Here is a 15,082-nt window from a genome sequence, read left to right as displayed (position 1 = left end):
TAGATATTCCCCTACGGGGGAATATCTTGCTGATCAATGTTAGGTTATGGGTTTTTTCAGTACATCACGAAGTGCTTCTTCCAGTTCAAAATAGCGGAAAGCAAAACCAGCCTCTTCTAATCTTTTCGGTACTGCCCGTTGCCCACCTAATACTAAGGCTGCGGATTCGCCTAGTAGTAAACGAATTGCCGCCGCCGGGGTACGAATGACCGCTGGGCGACCCAATACCTCGGCCAGTGTGGCAATAAATTGTTCGTTATGCACCGGATAAGGGGAGACCATATTAAATGGGCCATTTAGGCCATCGGTCGTCAGTAAAAAATAGATACCATGAACCATATCATCGATATGTATCCACGGTAGATATTGGCGACCATCACCAATAGGGCCGCCTAAACCGAGGCGCAACAGTGGCACCATTTTAGCTAATGCCCCACCGTGCGGAGCCAGTACGATACCGGTGCGCAGTAAGCATACGCGGGTATGACTGCTTTCAGCGGCGCGAGCCAGACTTTCCCAGCGCTCACATAAGTGATGGGTAAATTCTTCGTGTGGCGTCTCCTCTTCAGTGACCAATGCTTGTCCTTGATCACCATAAAAGCCTACCGCCGATCCGGAAATAAGCACAGCCGGTGGTGCACTGCTGGCCTTGATTAACGTGGTTAGTTTTTCGGTTATCTGCCAGCGACTTTGGCACAGAATCTCTTTTTGTTGTGAGGTCCAGCGTTTTTCTGCAATGGGTTCACCAGCAAGATTGATCACCGCATCAAAATTATTAAGGTCATGTTGATCATCTAGCGTCGACCAATAAGTGACTTGTGTGCCGAGCAGGTGATTTGCCCGCAGTGGATCTCGGGTTAGAGCAGTGACTTGATGGGCTTGTGACAAAAGAAAGGCCGTTAAATTGCGCCCAATGAGTCCTGTCGCTCCGGTTATTAAGATACGCATAGCCAATCTCCGTTTATGCCTTTTTTTACTTCAGCATAGGTGATCCTGGACACTTCTCCCACGACCTTGAGCACATCCTGAGTGAATTTTTTGATAATATGAAAATAATAACTAAATAATTCTGTCGATCTGTCCGATTAATAGAGTGTTGAACGCACAGGTAATACCAGATCACGGCTAGCACTGAACCCTCTTGCTTCTGAGCATGGGCAATAGCGGTAAGCCACGGCATTGAATACTTTTAACACACTGAATTCACAGAAATCTGCTAGAGTAAACAGATAAATCTGAATAGAGGAGCGAACAGACTCTCCCTGTGAAGTTGAAGGTTTTATAAATAACCGTTATCTGTTTTATAAAAACCTGTGGTGGCTTATAAATCCTCTGGCTGAGATCAGTTGGTGATCTCATTGTTGTCCATACACTTTTCAGGTGCTCATGAAGCTAAATATCGAAGTTAATTGTTCTTATGTATGTGAACCCATATATAAGCAAGACGGTAGCTTATTAGCAGTCGAGTTATTGAGCCGATTTTCAGCTAAGTCGGTCGATTTACCCATTGATATAGAACAGTTTATTAGGGACTTGAGTGTCGATGAAAAGAGTGAATTATTCCAGGATCAATTGCGTGCGGTGAAAACCTATAGCGATTGGTTTATTGCTAACAATGTTCTGTTATCGATTAATATCGATTTTGATTTGGCAGGCGTGATTGTTAGCGATGATGCAACCAGCCAGATGTTGGATGACATGCCCTTCCTGCGGTTAGAGATTATGGAAACCTTCTCCAATTTATCTGATGGCATGAATAACCCATTGCTGCGCGAGTTGGCCGAGCGGTATCCATTATGGTTGGATGATTTGGGCAGCGGCGGTTCTACGTTAAATGCGGTCACGGCCAATATCTTTGAATATGTGAAGATAGATAAGCATTTCTTCTGGCAGCACAACAAACATACCTTCCCAATATTGATCAATAACATCAAGAAATACTGTCTTGGGGTTATTGTTGTTGGCGTCGAAAATCAAGATGAGTCGGAACAGCTCAAGGGGACTAATATTGATGCAATGCAGGGATATTTATTTAATCCTATGACATTGGCTGAGTTGGTATCCCAACAGGCCCGATAACTGTTACTCCCTCGGCTTATATCATCTCGCGCTGACATGATTTTATCCTGCCAGTGCGATTTTTTGCGATAAACATTCTAATGACAGATAGCTGTTTTTATCAGATTAATCCGACGGATTGGATGATAGAATAGTGGCTCTTTTAGCTCTCATTAAGTGCTGCGGCAGTGCTTGACGCATGGTCACCTTTATCACCCCGGTATGCTTCCTCCGTTGCGTAATGGGGATGTCTTAGTCTATGGTCATACTCATCTGCCACAGGCAGAGTGGCAAGATGAGGTGATTTGCTTTAATCCCGGCTCCGTCAGCATCCCTAAAGGGGGATATCCGGCGAGTTATGGCATGTTGGACGGCGGTGTTTTACAGGTTCTGACCCTACAAAATGATGAGCCTATCGCCCAGTTGGCATTGAAAAAATCAATAATATAAATAGTATTTACCCCCATTCAGGGCGCGCGTAGCAGAGTGCGGCCTTGAGAAGTCAGGGGAATCTCTTGATTAACAATTGCGCGCGTCTCATCGCGCCTAGATAGAAGGTTTTAGAGGATGGTGGAGCAAAATCCAGCAGCAGTCATCGAGTGGGTTGATATTGTTGATGAGCAAAACGAGGTTATTGCTCAATCCAGTCGTCAACAAATGAGAGCTCAACGACTACGCCACCGTGCTACCTATATTGTGGTGCATGATGGAATGGGCAAAATTCTGGTACAACGCCGTACTGAGAGCAAAGATTTCTATCCCGGCAAGCTTGATGCGACCGCCGGAGGTGTGGTGCAAAGTGGCGAGAATTACCTTGAATCTGCACGGCGCGAAGCAGAAGAGGAGCTAGGTATCGCGGGTGTTCCGTTTGCCGAGCATGGGCAGTTCTACTTTGAAGAGGCCTGTTGTCGTGTGTGGGGCGCGTTGTTCAGCTGCGTATCTCATGGCCCATTCGCCTTGCAGGTGGAAGAGATTGATGAGGTTCGTTGGATGCTACCAGAGGAGATCACCGCGCGTTGCGACGAGTTCACACCAGACTCTCTGAAAGCCCTGTCACTGTGGTTAACCCGCAACAACGAACAGGATTACGGCAAGATTACGCCGCGCGAAGATTGAGTTCAGATTATCGTTAATGTCCCGGCCTGCTGGCCGGGATGCTGAATCAACTTCACTGTGGGGCGGTTGGTCCAGCCAGCGATCAGACCAAAATATGCTGGCGAATAACAGCGGCGATACCCGGTTGCTCATTGTCGGCGATAACCAAATCAGCCCGCTGCTTGATGGCGTCAGCACTATTACCCATCGCCACCCCCAGACCGGCGCTCTCCAGCATACTCAGGTCATTAAAGTTGTCTCCGAAAGCCACCACCTCGCTCATGCTCATGCCCTGAGATTCAACCCATTGCTGCAAGCGCATACCTTTACTGTTGCCCGCCTGCGCGATATCCACTTGATCATGCCATGACCATTCACAGGCCAGCCCCATTTCATCTTCAACCATGGTAGCAAAGGCTTTCAGCTGTGTGGTATCGGCGTGGGAGGTGGCGAACTTCCAGATGGCGGTGGCGCTGTGGGCGGCATCTAATAAGCTATCGACGTGGATCAGTGTCGGGCGCTGGGCGGCGGGTAATGACTCGGCCCAGCTCAGTGAGCGGGTGACGTGCCCGCTGGTTTGCTGGTAGAGCATTGCATCATCGACATACATCAGCCCGTGGATATGGGTTTGCTCTAGCAGCTGCAATACCTGAACCGCTTGCTTAGGTTGCAATGGATTTGAATCCAACACTTTTTTGCCATGGTAATCATAAATATAGGTGCCGTTACAGCAAATGGCGGGTGTATCAAGTTCTAACGCCTGATAAAACGGATGAATAGCCACATGATGACGACCAGTCACCACCACCACTTTAACCCCTTCGGCACGGGCTTGAGCCAGTGCTGATAAAGATTCTGGCAGAATACGTTTTTTGTGATCCAGTAGTGTTCCATCCAGATCCAGTGCAATTACGCGATAGGTCATAGCAGTCCCAGACTTATTGAAGGGGCGAGTGAAATAGTATGTTTCAATATGATTTTCTGATAGTACACCGGATAAGTCACTGATTAAACCAGACTGTATATCGGCTAAGAATAAGCAGGGTAAGTTTATCGCCACGACGTCAGAGTGTTGTTATAGAGTGTTGCTATAGAGTTTGTTATGCCCACTCAGTCAGGTAAGCTAGGCTAAAATAGTGTGTCAATAATCGATATTTGTTTAAGGTCGAATGGGATGAGTCAAACCCATTCAGCTAAACAGTGTTGCCCAACAGGCTCGACTAAGGAGTAGAGATGAAGCAAGTGGTTTACGTGGCAAGCCCAGACAGTCAGCAGATCCATGTCTGGCAATTAGACTCCTCCGGTGCATTAACCTTGCTGCAACAGGTTGAGGTGCCGGGCCAGGTGCAGCCGATGGTCATCAATCCGAATCAGCGCCATCTGTATGTTGGGGTGCGCCCTGATTTTGCTATTGTCAGCTACAATATTGCCGACGATGGCACCCTGACTGCCGCAGGTATGGCTCCGCTCCCCGGTAGCCCGACCCATATTGGCACTGATTTACAAGGCCGTTTCCTGTTCTCTGCCTCTTACAGTTTCAACTGTGTCAGCATTAGCCCTATTGATGAGCATGGTGTGGTCCAGGCACCTATTCAGCAATTGGATGATTTGCCAGCACCGCACTCAGCGAATATTGACCCAACGAATCAACTCTTGCTGGTGCCTTGCTTGAAAGAGGATAAAGTGCGGCTATTTGATTTAAGCGCTGATGGCAAGTTAACGCCGCACGCACAGGCTGATATTCAAGTTGCTGCTGGTGCGGGGCCGCGCCACATGGCCTTCCACCCGAATCAGCAGGTTGCTTATTGCGTGAATGAACTCAATAGCTCGGTGGATGTGTATCAAATCAGCGATAACGGGCAGGAGTACCAACTGATTCAGACACTGGATGCCATGCCTGCTGACTTTACGGACACCCGCTGGGCTGCTGATATCCATATCACGCCAAATGGTCGCCATCTGTATATCAGCGACCGAACTGCCAGCCTGTTAGCTATTTTCAGCGTATCGGAAGATGGCCGTGAAATTTCACTGGTAGGGCATCACCAGACAGAAGCACAACCGCGCGGCTTTAATATTGACCACAGCGGCAACTTCCTGATAGCTTCCGGTCAAAAATCTGATCATATCGCAGTGTATCGTATTGATCACAACAGCGGCCAACTGACGACGCTAAACCGGTATCCGGTCGGAAAAGGCCCTATGTGGGTCAGCATCGGCACACCACGGGCGTAATTGCAATTAACAGCCTGAAAGGGCTATTCAGGCTGCCGACAAACCCTGATGACTCGATTTGAAACGGAGAGGACGGGTGGAAGAGTAAAGCGTCCGCGCCAGGGATGGCGCGGCTCGAGCCTCCAGGGAGGGATTTACGGCGTCTTTACGATCTACCTGTTCTCTCCGCCGTGGGCACTTTGTTCATAACCTCAGCTCACCACCGCACTTATCACGGCATCAGTGAGTCGGGTCAAAGCATCTGGTGAGATGATATAAGGCGGCATCAGGTAAATAAGCTTACCAAAGGGGCGGATCCACACACCGTGCTCGACAAATCCCCGTTGCAGACGGGCGACATTAACCGGTTCTTTCATCTCCACCACGCCAATCGCCCCCAACACCCTCACATCCGCCACGGCGTGATGCTCTGCCAACGGCAGCAGTGCCTGCTTCAATTGAGTCTCTATCGCGCTAACCTGTTGTTGCCAGCGATTCTCCGCCAATAGACTCAGACTGGCGGAAGCCACAGCGCAAGCTAGTGGATTTGCCATAAAGGTTGGCCCATGCATAAAGCAGCCAGCATCACCATTACTGATGGTTTCTGCCACCTTACGGCTGGTCAGTGTGGCGGATAACGTCAGATAGCCGCCAGTTAGCGCCTTACCCAGACAGAGAATATCGGGCACTATCTGCGCGTGTTCACAAGCAAAAAGCTTGCCGGTACGGCCAAAGCCGGTAGCTATCTCATCGGCAATCAACAAAATCTGATGCTGATCGCACAGCGCTCTAACTTGCTGTAGATAAGCGGGATGATAAATGCGCATCCCGCCTGCGCCTTGCACTATCGGCTCCAGGATCACCGCCGCAATCTCGTCGGAGTGCCTGGCAATCATCGCGGCGAAATCAGTGATATCGTCAGGGTCCCACGCCTCATCGAAACGGCATTGTGGTGCGGTGGCAAACAGATTCTCGGCTAAATAGCCCTGATACAAGCTGTGCATTGAGTTCTGAGGATCACAAACTGACATCGCACCGAAAGTATCGCCGTGGTAGCCATGGCGCAGGGTCAGGAGCCGCTGACGCCGTTCCCCTTTTGCCTGCCAGTATTGCAGTGCCATTTTCAGTGCCACTTCGACCGCCACCGAACCCGAATCCGCTAAAAAAACGCACTCCAGTGCCGGGGGGGTGATGGCGACCAACTGCCTGCAAAGCTCCACCGCGGGGGGATGGGTAATGCCGCCAAACATCACGTGCGACATCTTATCTAACTGCTGATGTGCGGCCTGATTCAGTGCCGGATGATTATAGCCGTGAATGGCTGACCACCATGAAGACATGCCATCAATCAATCTCCGACCATCTGCCAGCTGTAGCTCAACCCCCTCAGCGGCAACCACCGGATAGCAGGGCAGAGGGTCGGTCATTGAGGTGTAGGGATGCCAGATATGGCGTTGATCAAAAGCCAGGTCAGAAGGTGTCATGAGAGTTTGCTGTAAACCAATTTGCTACAAGAATGGTTGACAGTATATCGAGTTTATTTACACTGACGACACTTTTTTCTCTTCTTTGGAGAAGCCGTAATGGCAAATTATATGCGCTGGACAGTCGGGCAAGCCCAGGCCCTGTTTGAGAAACCGCTGCTGGATTTACTGTTTGAAGCTCAACAGGTCCATCGTCAGCATTTTGATCCCCGCCAGGTGCAGGTCAGTACTTTGCTATCGATTAAAACCGGTGCCTGCCCGGAAGATTGCAAATATTGCCCGCAAAGCTCGCGGTACAAAACCGGGCTGGAAAGTGAACGCCTGATGCAAGTCGAGCAAGTGCTGGAGTCCGCCAAAAAGGCCAAAGCGGCCGGCTCCACCCGCTTCTGTATGGGGGCGGCGTGGAAAAATCCCCATGAGCGCGACATGCCTTATCTGGAAAAAATGGTCGAAGGCGTCAAGGCGATGGGCATGGAGACCTGCATGACACTTGGTACGCTGGATAAGCAGCAAGCTCATCGTCTGGCAGATGCAGGGTTGGATTACTACAACCACAATCTGGATACCTCGCCGGAATTCTACGGCAGCATCATCACTACCCGCAGCTATCAGGAGCGTTTGGATACGCTCAGCGAAGTACGCGACGCCGGTATCAAAGTCTGCTCCGGCGGTATCCTTGGATTGGGGGAAACTGTCCGTGACCGTGCCGGACTGCTGGTGCAGTTAGCCAATCTACCCAAACCCCCTGAAAGCGTACCTATCAATATGCTGGTTAAAGTGAAAGGCACGCCGCTGGAAAATAACGATGATGTCGATGCGTTTGAGTTTATCCGCGCCATCGCGGTGGCGCGCATCATGATGCCCACCTCTTACGTGCGGCTCTCTGCTGGTCGCGAGCAGATGAACGAACAGACACAAGCTATGTGCTTTATGGCGGGGGCCAACTCAATTTTCTATGGCTGTAAATTGCTCACCACACCGAATCCGGAAGAGGATAAAGATAGGCAACTATTCCGCAAATTGGGGCTGAATCCCCAACAGACCGCCACTGAGCAAGGGGATCGTGAGCAGCAGCAAGCATTGACCGAGCAATTGTTGCACAGCGATTCATCACCTGAAGACCGCGTTCAATTTTATAACGCGGCGGTGTAATGAGCTGGCAAAGCAAGATAGAGCAAGGGTTGCAACAGCGGCGTGCTGCGGCGGCCTACCGCAGCCGTCAGGTCAATGATGGGGCTAACGGGCGCTGGTTGCAGTCGGGCGAGCGGCAATATCTCAATTTCGCGGGTAATGATTATCTGGGACTCAGCCAGGATGCCGCGGTGATTGCCGCCTGGCAGCAGGGCGCACAGCGCTACGGGGTTGGCAGTGGTGGCTCGGGCCATGTGACCGGTTACAGCCAACCCCATGCCCGATTGGAGCAACAACTGGCCGATTGGCTGGGTTACCCGCGTGCACTGCTCTTTATCTCCGGCTATGGGGCGAATCAGGCGGTATTGGCGGCCCTAACCAATGCCGATGACCGCATATTGGCCGATAAACTCAGCCACGCCTCGCTCCTGGAGGCGGCTACGCACTCGCCGGCTCAGTTGCGGCGTTTTGCGCATAATCAGCCAGATTCACTGCAAAACCTACTGAGCAAGCCCTGTTGCGGCCAAACCCTGGTGGTCACCGAAGGCGTTTTTAGCATGGACGGTGACTGCGCACCGCTGGCCGCTGTACAGCAACAGACTGCCGCCGCTGGGGGCTGGCTGATGGTGGATGATGCGCACGGTATTGGTGTGCATGGCGAGGGAGGGCGTGGCAGCTGTGAGTTACAAGGGGTGAAACCCGAGCTGCTGGTGGTGACCTTTGGCAAGGCATTTGGCCTTAGTGGCGCGGCGGTATTATGCCAGGAGCCGGTAGCGGAATATCTGCTGCAATATGCCCGCCACCTGATCTACAGCACGGCGATGCCGCCAGCACAGGCCGTTGCTCTGCAAGCGGCACTATTACGCATTCAGCAAGGTGATGATCTACGCCAACAGCTTCAGCAACGTATTGCACAATTTCGGCATGGTGCGGCGGATTTACCCGTCTCATTAGGGGCTTCAGAAACCGCTATCCAGCCGCTGCTGGTGGGGGATAACCAGCAAACACTGGCACTGGCGCAGCAACTGCGCGCGGCGGGTTTATGGGTGACCGCGATCCGCCCACCCACCGTCCCGCCGGGCGGGGCCAGATTGCGCATTACCCTTAGCGCCGCGCATCAGCCGGATGATATCGACCGATTACTGGAGGTGCTTTATGGCGCTTGCCACTGAAAATCTGCCGCCAGCATCAGTGGATAAATCCGCGATTGCCGCCGCATTTAGCCGGGCGGCGGGCAGCTATGACACCGCCGCCGATTTACAGCGCCAAACGGGGGAGACCCTGTTGGCGCTGGGCCATCAGCATAGCGGGGTTGTGGTGCTGGATGCAGGATGTGGCACCGGTCATTTCAGTCGCCGCTGGCGTGAACTGGGCAAGCAGGTCATTGCGCTGGATCTTGCCGCTGGCATGTTGGATCACGCGCGCCAACAGCAGGTCGCAGATGACTATTTACTGGCCGATATTGAGCATATTCCGCTGCCAGATCAATCAGTTGATATCTGCTTTAGTAATCTGGCGGTGCAGTGGTGCGCGGATTTATCGGTGGCATTGGCACAGCTGTATCGCGTGACGCGTCGTGGTGGCATTATCCTCTTCTCTACCCTGGCGGAAGGTTCGCTTGATGAGCTGGGGCAGGCGTGGCAGCAGGTCGATGGCAAGCGCCATGTCAATGATTTCCTGCCATTTCAGCAAATTAGCGCCGCCTGTCTGGCTTACCGCCATCAGCTAACAGCGCAGCTATATCAGCAACAATTTCCAGATGTGATAGCCCTTATGCGCTCGCTACAAGGTATTGGCGCTACCCATTTACATCAGGGGCGTGAGGCCGGCTTGAGTGGTCGTCAACGTCTGCTGGGGCTGCAACGGGCTTATAACAGGCAAGCGGATCACTACCCGCTGAGTTACCATTTAGTTTATGGGGTTATCTATCGTGATTAAATCTTGGTTTATTACTGGCACTGATACCGATGTCGGTAAGACGGTTGCCAGTTGCGCCTTATTGCAAGCCGCCGCCCAGCAGGGCCATCGAACTGTCGGCTATAAACCGGTCGCTTCCGGTAGCCAGATGACGGCGGCTGGTTTACGTAACAGTGATGCGCTGGCACTACAGGCGAATAGCAGTGAAGCGCTCGATTATGCGCAAGTCAACCCGCTGACGCTACTGGAAGCTACCTCGCCACATATTGCCAGCGAAAGTGAAGGGCAGCAGATTCATTTATCTGCCCTATCGCAAGGCTTACGGCAACTTGAGCCATTAGCTGACTGGATAGCGGTAGAGGGGGCTGGCGGCTGGTTTACCCCACTCTCCGCGCAAGCCACTTTTGCTGATTGGGTGCAGCAGGAGCAATTACCGGTGATTATGGTGGTTGGGATCAAGCTGGGATGCATCAATCATGCATTGCTGACTGCGTTGGCTATCCGGCAAGCAGGTTTGACTCTGGCCGGTTGGGTCGCCAATGAAGTCATTCCTGCGGGAGGGCGGCAAGCGGAGTATCTGGCGACATTGACGCGGATGATAGATGCACCGCTACTGGGTGTTGTCCCCCATCTGACTGATCTTAATCAGTATCCGGTTACTGAACGTCGTGATCTTAGCGGCTTTCTCGATTTGAGCTTACTCTCCACCACAGACTTACACTCCACCACAGATAAGTTAACGGCGTAAGTGCGAACTGATAAAAGGGAGGTTGATGACAAACCTATTTTGTCACTCCGAAACTGGCGGGGCGACTGCACCGATGGGCGCTCCGACGGCTCATGCCGTTACGACCCATTCGGCACATATCCCCGCTTATCAACTTTGTCAGCAGTCTGAGGGCTAATAGCCACTATTAGCCCGATAATTTTTGGGGTGCCATCGCCTCGGCCCGCCTGATGAGTCGCTGCGCTGAGCGGCATCAACTGGCCAGATGCTCAATAATCATATCCTCATCCAACTGATCCAAGGTCCCTTGCGCCACATTTCGCCCGCCCGCCATCAGGCAAAATCGATCCGCTACATGCTGAATCAGCGGTAATCGATGCTCAACCAATAAAACGGTCAGACCCAGACTACGACTGAGTTGATGCAGGATATTGCCGATATCTTCACTCAACGGCGGCAAAGTACCACTCCCCGGTTCGTCGAGGATCAGCAGCTCCGGCTCTGCGACCAGCGCTCTGGCGATAGCCAACTGCTGCTGTTGATTGCGGGTAAGCTCGCCACCGCGTTGGCGACGTTTGTCATACAACTGAGGGAACAAATCAAATACCCAGCCTGGAATATGGCGCGACTTATGGCGACCCGCCAGCACCGCGATCAGCATGTTCTCCTCGACACTCAATTGAGAAAAAATCTGCTGCCCTTGAGGAACATAACCGATCCCCAGCGCAGTGCGCCCCTCAACCGGTTGCTGTAGCAAGTTTTGCGGCGGCTCATGGTTGGGCTGCCAAGTCATAGTGCCACTCTTAATTGGCAAATGGCCCATGATGCAATTAATTAACGTGGTCTTCCCGACACCATTGCGCCCAATCAGACAGGTGCATTGCCCACGGGGAAGCTCCAGATTGATATCCCAAAGGATATGATTCTGACCATAGTATTGATTTACGGCGGTTAAACTCAGCATCAGTGCTTCTCCTCAGTCGATCTCAGTGGTTCACAGGTGGCCCAGTGTTCTGTAACGGCTAGTGAAGGATTAACCAGCAAATCTGCATACTTGATAGTGGCAGTACAGCATAAAACACCACACTTATGGCGGGTGGTTGTTAGTGTAAATTGAGGTAAATTTGGCTAGTAGCGGTATAAAAACGCAAGAATGGGCTATTTTTACAGCTAATCACCCCGCCTATAGGATAATTATCAGCCTATTGATGCGCTGCACCGATTTAGGTCATTTAACCTCTCATCTCTCTATTTCACAGAGATATAAAGCAACTCTTGGGCCAAGTTGGCGCAGATAGCGGTAAAACGCGTATGTTAACGAGCTGTAAATGGTTTTAACGCGGAGCCATAAGTGAAAATCATTTTACCTACGGGAAAAAGGCGGTGAGTGGCGGATGAGTTGCACCCAAGCGGTGCTCTGATGGAGATCATGGTGCAGAAAAAGCAGATCGGTGAGAATGATTGGCGGAGGGAAGCAGTGAGGCGAAAATTTTAGAATTAGCAAGTCGAGTAGTTAGTACTATTTGAAATATATGCTGAAATAAAAATGTAAAAAAAACACTAAAAAAGCTAATTAGTCCCTATTTCATCGTGAAGCTTTGCTTTTCGCCAACTCCCAGCCCCTATGGGGTTGAATGAGTTATCCACCATTCCTGTGGATAACCTTGTGCATTAGCCATAGAAAACTGATGGCAAGCGAGAGCGGGCGCGGCTTCTGACTCTGTTGTCCGGATTCTCTACTTTTAAAAAATACTATTTATTTTCAATTGGTTAATTAAAATCAAGCGTCCTAAGTTATAGCTGGGCTTGATGGGTTATCTTTAATCAATTAACTACCACTAAAGTGTTTATGTTAACCCTTGGGGATAAAAATACCTTTACAGTGCAGCTACCGTCTGAGTGTCACTGTCATGAAGCAACTCAGTTCGTAATTAAAGAAATTCCTACACTTTGGTGCTTGAAGCTGGTTTTATATCCAGTATCATAGAGGTGGCAAAATTTTATGGGGCTTTCATAATTAGCCTCCTGATAGTGTGTGTTTCTCCGGCGGGTAGCAAATTCATGAGTAAAGCATTCAAACTACATTCTGAGTTTAAGCCTGCGGGCGATCAACCTGATGCCATCCGTAAACTGGAGGAGGGGCTGGAGAATGGTCTGGCCCACCAGACGCTGCTAGGGGTAACGGGATCAGGTAAAACCTTTACGGTCGCCAATGTCATTGCTGACTTAAATCGGCCAACTATGGTGCTGGCACCGAATAAGACATTGGCCGCCCAGCTGTATGGCGAGATGAAAGAGTTTTTCCCCGATAACGCGGTAGAGTATTTCGTCTCCTATTATGATTATTATCAACCCGAAGCCTACGTCCCCAGCTCCGACACCTTTATCGAAAAAGATGCCTCGGTAAACGAACATATTGAGCAAATGCGGCTGTCCGCCACCAAAGCACTGCTGGAGCGGCGAGATGTGATTGTGGTGGCCTCGGTCTCCGCCATTTATGGTTTGGGTGACCCCGATTTATACCTGAAAATGATGCTGCATCTGACCAAGGGCATGATTATCGATCAGCGCTCAATTTTACGTCGCTTATCAGAGTTGCAATACAGCCGTAATGATCAGGTGTTTCAACGGGGTACTTTTCGAGTGCGCGGTGAGGTTATCGACATCTTCCCAGCCGAGTCTGATGAGTGGGCGCTGCGGGTTGAATTGTTCGATGAAGAGGTTGAACGGCTCTCGATATTTGATCCACTGACTGGCCAGTTGCAGCATGAGGTACCACGTTTTACGGTTTATCCGAAAACGCACTACGTGACCCCAAGAGAGCGTATTTTACAGGCCATGGAAGAGATCAAAATCGAACTGGCTGAAAGGCGTAAGGTGCTGTTAGATAACAATAAACTGTTAGAAGAACAGCGCATTGCTCAGCGGACCCAGTTTGACCTCGAAATGATGAATGAGCTGGGCTATTGCTCCGGCATCGAAAACTACTCCCGCTACCTTTCGGGGCGCGGGCCAGGTGAACCGCCGCCGACGTTATTCGACTATCTGCCTGCTGATGGTTTGCTGATTGTCGATGAGTCCCACGTGACTATTCCGCAAATTGGCGGCATGTACAAAGGCGACCGTTCACGTAAAGAGACACTGGTCGAGTATGGATTCCGGTTGCCATCGGCACTGGATAACCGTCCGATGCGTTTTGAAGAGTTCGAGGCCTCGGCACCACAAACTATTTATGTTTCAGCAACGCCGGGCAAGTATGAACTGGAGAAGTCCGGTGGTGATATCATTGAGCAAGTGGTGCGGCCGACCGGCCTGCTTGACCCATTGATTGAAGTACGGCCTGTCGCCACACAAGTCGATGATCTGTTATCAGAGATCCGTATCCGTGCTGCGATTAATGAGCGGGTGCTGGTAACCACCTTGACCAAACGTATGGCAGAGGACCTGACCGAGTATCTCACCGAGCATGGCGCGCGGGTACGTTACCTGCATTCGGATATCGATACCGTGGAGCGGGTAGAGATTATTCGTGATTTACGTCTGGGTGAGTTTGATGTGTTGGTGGGCATCAACTTGCTGCGGGAAGGTCTGGATATGCCAGAAGTTTCACTGGTTGCCATTCTGGATGCAGATAAAGAGGGTTTCCTGCGCTCTGAGCGCTCCTTAATCCAGACCATTGGCCGTGCGGCGCGTAACCTCAATGGTAAAGCCATTCTCTATGGTGACCGAATTACCGCCTCGATGGAAAAAGCCATTAGTGAAACGGAGCGGCGGCGCGCTAAACAACAAGCTTACAATGAAGAGCGTGGCATTATTCCGCAGGGGCTTAACAAGAAAATTGGTGATCTGCTGCAACTGGGTCAACCCTCTACCCGTGGTAAAGGGAAAGGGCGGGGTGGTAAAGCGGCAGATCCTAATAATTACATGTCATTGCCACCGAAAGCACTGGATCAGAAAATCCGCGAGCTGGAAGCCAAAATGTACACTTACGCGCAGAATCTGGAGTTTGAACAGGCAGCCGAATTACGTGATCAAGTCCATCAATTGCGGCAACAGTTTATCGCCATCTCCTGATGAGCTTAGCTCGCTAAGGGAACGGGTGATTAATCGAGAATTTTGCTTGTCGCATCAGCCAATCCTGATTACTGTGTGCGGCTGATAAAATTGTCACCTAATAAAGTGTGAGATAAATAATGAGTGATCACTTATCCAAAGACCCGCTGCACGGTATTACGCTGGAGCAATTGCTGACCAAATTGGTGGAGCACTATGGCTGGGAGGAGCTGGGATACCGTATCCAGATCAACTGCTTCACCAGTGATCCCAGCATTAAATCTAGCCTGAAGTTTTTGCGCCGTACCCCGTGGGCACGGGCTAAAGTGGAAGCACTCTATATCCATACCATTGTTAATGCAGCATTACAGGCTAAATCCAGCGAGTCACGCTCTTAGCTCGC

The 15,082-nt window shown here is 50.9% G+C and carries 14 protein-coding genes and 2 pseudogenes; 12 read left to right on the top strand and 4 right to left on the bottom strand.

What is annotated here, in order from left to right; all coding sequences use genetic code 11:
- Window positions 1-39 precede the first annotated feature (39 nt).
- The gene (locus AACW11_RS15775; protein WP_212584725.1) at window positions 40-948 is read right to left on the bottom strand and encodes a TIGR01777 family oxidoreductase; all 909 of its coding nucleotides are present in this window, start codon (window positions 946-948) and stop codon (window positions 40-42) included.
- A gap of 438 nt (window positions 949-1,386) precedes the next feature.
- Between AACW11_RS15775 and AACW11_RS15770 the strand changes: the two genes are divergently transcribed.
- The 3 genes and pseudogenes from AACW11_RS15770 (at window position 1,387) to yfcD (ending at window position 3,174) form a co-directional block, all read left to right on the top strand.
- Window positions 1,387-2,079, top strand: coding sequence for an EAL domain-containing protein (locus tag AACW11_RS15770; protein ID WP_212584724.1), 693 nt, complete (start codon window positions 1,387-1,389; stop codon window positions 2,077-2,079).
- 162 nt (window positions 2,080-2,241) lie between these two features.
- Window positions 2,242-2,508: pseudogene (locus AACW11_RS15765) on the top strand (metallophosphoesterase family protein); the annotation flags it as partial.
- A gap of 117 nt (window positions 2,509-2,625) precedes the next feature.
- Window positions 2,626-3,174, top strand: coding sequence for an NUDIX hydrolase YfcD (gene yfcD / locus AACW11_RS15760; RefSeq protein WP_005276741.1), 549 nt, complete (start codon window positions 2,626-2,628; stop codon window positions 3,172-3,174).
- Between the two features lie 82 nt (window positions 3,175-3,256).
- On the opposite strand, the gene AACW11_RS15755 is transcribed toward yfcD, so the two are convergent.
- Entirely contained in the window at window positions 3,257-4,078 is an 822-nt protein-coding gene (locus AACW11_RS15755) for a pyridoxal phosphatase (protein WP_212584723.1), read from the bottom strand.
- A gap of 308 nt (window positions 4,079-4,386) precedes the next feature.
- Here AACW11_RS15755 and pgl point away from each other — a divergent pair, with 308 nt between their 5' ends.
- Both pgl and AACW11_RS15745 read left to right on the top strand, forming a co-directional pair.
- A complete protein-coding gene (gene pgl, locus AACW11_RS15750; RefSeq protein WP_212584722.1) occupies window positions 4,387-5,388 on the top strand; it encodes a 6-phosphogluconolactonase in 1,002 nt (333 codons plus the stop codon).
- A 133-nt stretch (window positions 5,389-5,521) separates the two neighbouring features.
- Window positions 5,522-5,584: pseudogene (locus AACW11_RS15745) on the top strand (gluconate 5-dehydrogenase); the annotation flags it as partial.
- On the opposite strand, the gene bioA reads toward AACW11_RS15745, so the two are convergent.
- Window positions 5,580-6,851, bottom strand: a complete 1,272-nt coding sequence (bioA, locus tag AACW11_RS15740; protein WP_212584721.1) for an adenosylmethionine--8-amino-7-oxononanoate transaminase — start codon at window positions 6,849-6,851, stop codon at window positions 5,580-5,582. The pseudogene AACW11_RS15745 and the gene bioA sit on opposite strands and share 5 nt — an antisense overlap.
- Window positions 6,852-6,950: 99 nt before the next feature.
- On the opposite strand from bioA, the gene bioB reads away from it, so the two are divergent.
- The 5 genes from bioB to AACW11_RS15715 are packed head-to-tail and all read left to right on the top strand — an operon-like array spanning window position 6,951 to window position 10,804.
- On the top strand, window positions 6,951-8,003 hold the full coding sequence (bioB, locus tag AACW11_RS15735) for a biotin synthase BioB (RefSeq protein WP_212584720.1): 1,053 nt from the start codon (window positions 6,951-6,953) through the stop codon (window positions 8,001-8,003).
- Window positions 8,003-9,154 (top strand): 8-amino-7-oxononanoate synthase, encoded by a 1,152-nt coding sequence (bioF, locus tag AACW11_RS15730; protein WP_212584719.1) that lies wholly within the window; start codon window positions 8,003-8,005, stop codon window positions 9,152-9,154. The genes bioB and bioF overlap by 1 nt, the downstream gene beginning before the upstream one ends.
- A complete protein-coding gene (gene bioC, locus AACW11_RS15725; protein ID WP_212584718.1) occupies window positions 9,138-9,920 on the top strand; it encodes a malonyl-ACP O-methyltransferase BioC in 783 nt (260 codons plus the stop codon). Before bioF ends, bioC begins: the two co-directional genes overlap by 17 nt.
- Window positions 9,913-10,647 carry a dethiobiotin synthase gene (gene bioD, locus AACW11_RS15720; RefSeq protein WP_212584717.1) on the top strand — a complete coding sequence of 245 codons (735 nt, stop codon included), beginning with the start codon at window positions 9,913-9,915 and terminating at the stop codon, window positions 10,645-10,647. The genes bioC and bioD overlap by 8 nt, the downstream gene beginning before the upstream one ends.
- A 25-nt stretch (window positions 10,648-10,672) precedes the next feature.
- Window positions 10,673-10,804 (top strand): hypothetical protein, encoded by a 132-nt coding sequence (locus AACW11_RS15715; protein WP_283048523.1) that lies wholly within the window; start codon window positions 10,673-10,675, stop codon window positions 10,802-10,804.
- Between the two features lie 75 nt (window positions 10,805-10,879).
- Here the strand turns inward: AACW11_RS15715 and AACW11_RS15710 are convergent, their stop codons facing one another.
- Complete coding sequence (locus AACW11_RS15710; protein ID WP_212584716.1) at window positions 10,880-11,590, bottom strand: branched-chain amino acid ABC transporter ATP-binding protein; 711 nt, start codon at window positions 11,588-11,590, stop codon at window positions 10,880-10,882.
- A 1,097-nt stretch (window positions 11,591-12,687) separates the two neighbouring features.
- On the opposite strand from AACW11_RS15710, the gene uvrB reads away from it, so the two are divergent.
- Window positions 12,688-14,700 (top strand): excinuclease ABC subunit UvrB, encoded by a 2,013-nt coding sequence (gene uvrB / locus AACW11_RS15705; protein WP_212584715.1) that lies wholly within the window; start codon window positions 12,688-12,690, stop codon window positions 14,698-14,700.
- Between the two features lie 119 nt (window positions 14,701-14,819).
- The gene (locus AACW11_RS15700; RefSeq protein WP_212584714.1) at window positions 14,820-15,077 is read left to right on the top strand and encodes a VF530 family protein; all 258 of its coding nucleotides are present in this window, start codon (window positions 14,820-14,822) and stop codon (window positions 15,075-15,077) included.
- The last annotated feature ends 5 nt before the right edge of the window (window positions 15,078-15,082 follow it).

The organism is Yersinia sp. Marseille-Q3913 (assembly GCF_963892745.1).
In the GTDB taxonomy this organism is placed as follows: Bacteria; Pseudomonadota; Gammaproteobacteria; order Enterobacterales; family Enterobacteriaceae; genus Yersinia; species Yersinia bercovieri.
Note: the sequence above shows the minus strand (reverse complement) of the source record. Positions and strands in the feature narration are given on the sequence as shown.

Coding starts and splice junctions, on each gene's coding strand:
- yfcD (WP_005276741.1), top strand. CDS start 2,626: ATGGTGGAGCAAAATCCAGCAGCAGTCATCGAGTGGGTTGATATTGTT.
- AACW11_RS15700 (WP_212584714.1), top strand. CDS start 14,820: ATGAGTGATCACTTATCCAAAGACCCGCTGCACGGTATTACGCTGGAG.
- AACW11_RS15775 (WP_212584725.1), bottom strand. CDS start 948: ATGCGTATCTTAATAACCGGAGCGACAGGACTCATTGGGCGCAATTTA.
- pgl (WP_212584722.1), top strand. CDS start 4,387: ATGAAGCAAGTGGTTTACGTGGCAAGCCCAGACAGTCAGCAGATCCAT.
- AACW11_RS15755 (WP_212584723.1), bottom strand. CDS start 4,078: ATGACCTATCGCGTAATTGCACTGGATCTGGATGGAACACTACTGGAT.
- AACW11_RS15770 (WP_212584724.1), top strand. CDS start 1,387: ATGAAGCTAAATATCGAAGTTAATTGTTCTTATGTATGTGAACCCATA.
- bioB (WP_212584720.1), top strand. CDS start 6,951: ATGGCAAATTATATGCGCTGGACAGTCGGGCAAGCCCAGGCCCTGTTT.
- AACW11_RS15715 (WP_283048523.1), top strand. CDS start 10,673: ATGACAAACCTATTTTGTCACTCCGAAACTGGCGGGGCGACTGCACCG.
- AACW11_RS15710 (WP_212584716.1), bottom strand. CDS start 11,590: ATGCTGAGTTTAACCGCCGTAAATCAATACTATGGTCAGAATCATATC.
- bioC (WP_212584718.1), top strand. CDS start 9,138: ATGGCGCTTGCCACTGAAAATCTGCCGCCAGCATCAGTGGATAAATCC.
- uvrB (WP_212584715.1), top strand. CDS start 12,688: ATGAGTAAAGCATTCAAACTACATTCTGAGTTTAAGCCTGCGGGCGAT.
- bioA (WP_212584721.1), bottom strand. CDS start 6,851: ATGACACCTTCTGACCTGGCTTTTGATCAACGCCATATCTGGCATCCC.
- bioF (WP_212584719.1), top strand. CDS start 8,003: ATGAGCTGGCAAAGCAAGATAGAGCAAGGGTTGCAACAGCGGCGTGCT.